Source organism: Fictibacillus sp. 23RED33, from assembly GCF_015903925.1.
Taxonomy (GTDB): Bacteria; Bacillota; Bacilli; order Bacillales; family Fictibacillaceae; genus Fictibacillus; species Fictibacillus phosphorivorans.
On sequence record NZ_JACZDX010000021.1, the window covers coordinates 1 to 1,663 of the forward strand.

At 37.0% G+C, this 1,663-nt stretch carries 1 protein-coding gene; it reads right to left on the bottom strand.

Annotated elements, in window-relative coordinates; translation table 11 throughout:
* Positions 1–46: 46 nt before the first annotated feature.
* A protein-coding gene (locus IHV09_RS22860; protein WP_370568613.1) for an IS3 family transposase occupies positions 47–1,596 on the bottom strand; the annotation gives its coding sequence in 2 pieces (ribosomal slippage) (positions 47–972 and positions 972–1,596; 1,551 coding nt in all).
* Between the last annotated feature and the right edge of the window lie 67 nt (positions 1,597–1,663).

Genomic DNA, 1,663 nt, shown 5'->3' on the forward strand with positions numbered 1-1,663 from the left:
TTGAACTGCACCCCGTCAAGTAGACAGTAAAAATAATAAAAACCAACTAAGAGGCTTCAGCTCTATATTCTATAGGGCTGAGGCCGTTTAATCGTTTTTGATATCTTTCATAATTATAAAAATGGATATACTCATCTATCGCTATAGACAGGTTTTCAAATGTCTCAAATTTATGTAAGTAATACTTTTCACACTTGAGGGTTCCCCAGAATGATTCCATTGGTCCATTATCTATACATCTACCCACACGTGACATGCTTTGAGTCATTTGGGCTTGATCCACCTTGCGTTTGAACCCATGAGAAGTGTACTGAAATCCTCGATCACTGTGAATAAGTGGTTGTTCTTCCTCTAACTGTTCTATTGCTTGGTCTAGCGTTTTGAACACGAGGCTATTATTATTCGAATGTCCTACTACATAGCTTACGATTGATCCATCATACAAATCTAAAATGGCACTTAGATAAGCTTTCTTTTGTGAACCATATTTGAATTCTGTGACATCCGTTACCCATTTTGTATTTTTCTTTTCTGCTGTGAATTCACGATTTAACACATTCTCCGCCACATGTTGGGGGATAGAACGCTTATATCTACTCTTCTTTTTTCGAATGACGCACTGTATATCCGCAACCCTCATCAGCCTATAAATCCGTTTAGGATTAAATTTCTTGTTTAAGATTCGGTTTATATTCATTGTCATTCGACGATACCCATAGATGCCCTCCACTTTCTTATGGAGAGCTTTCAGCTCTTTTATAATCTCATTATTCTGACGCTCTTGCTTAGAAGGCATTCGTTTTAGCCACTTATAATAGGCAGCTCGTGAGAGACCTGCGATTTCACAAAGCAAAAGAATACTTACTTTTTCTTTAACATGTAGTTCCTGGATGGCCATATATTTATTTTCATTTGGTATATAGACTACTTTTGCCTCCTTTCGATCTCCTCTAACTTTTTTAAGAATGCATTTTCCGCCCGTAATCGTTCATTCTCTCGTTCTAATCTTTTCATCTGTAACTTAAATGCCTCATCAGGTGTTAACTCGTTTTCTTGCTTTGTTCTTCCACGCTTATCTTTAAGCGCTTCATCTCCATCTTTTTCATACTTCTTAACCCATTGATACACCTGTTGGTAGGAGACCTCGTATGTTTCAGCTTTTTTCTGATAATCCTTCCCGTTCTCCAAACAATCAAGTACAATCTGTCTACGTTCACCCCATGTTGTTTTTCTTCCTTTAGTCATAGAACTCGTCCTCCCCATAGACGTACCCTTTAATTCTCTATAACTATTATACGTCTTAATCCATTCCTGGAGGACCGATCTACTTGAAATACCATACATTCTTATAAGTTCATTCTGAGAGTATTGACCTGACAAATAATCCCTAACAGCTCTGACCTTGAGCTCTTTAGAATAAGACTTCCAGGGACTTGAGGATCTAAGACCTTCCATTCCATATCTCTCAAATTGCTCAATCCATTTCTTAAGAGAGGTCTTGGCTATCTCAAACTTTTTACAATGCTCTTTTATTGTAAATTCGCCCTCTTTATAAGTAGATAAGACTGTGTATTTAAACTCTTTAGAATACCCCATAAAAAAACTCCCCTTAAGATAAACAGACTTTTTATTTCATCTGTCTACCTTAAGGGGAGCATATCAT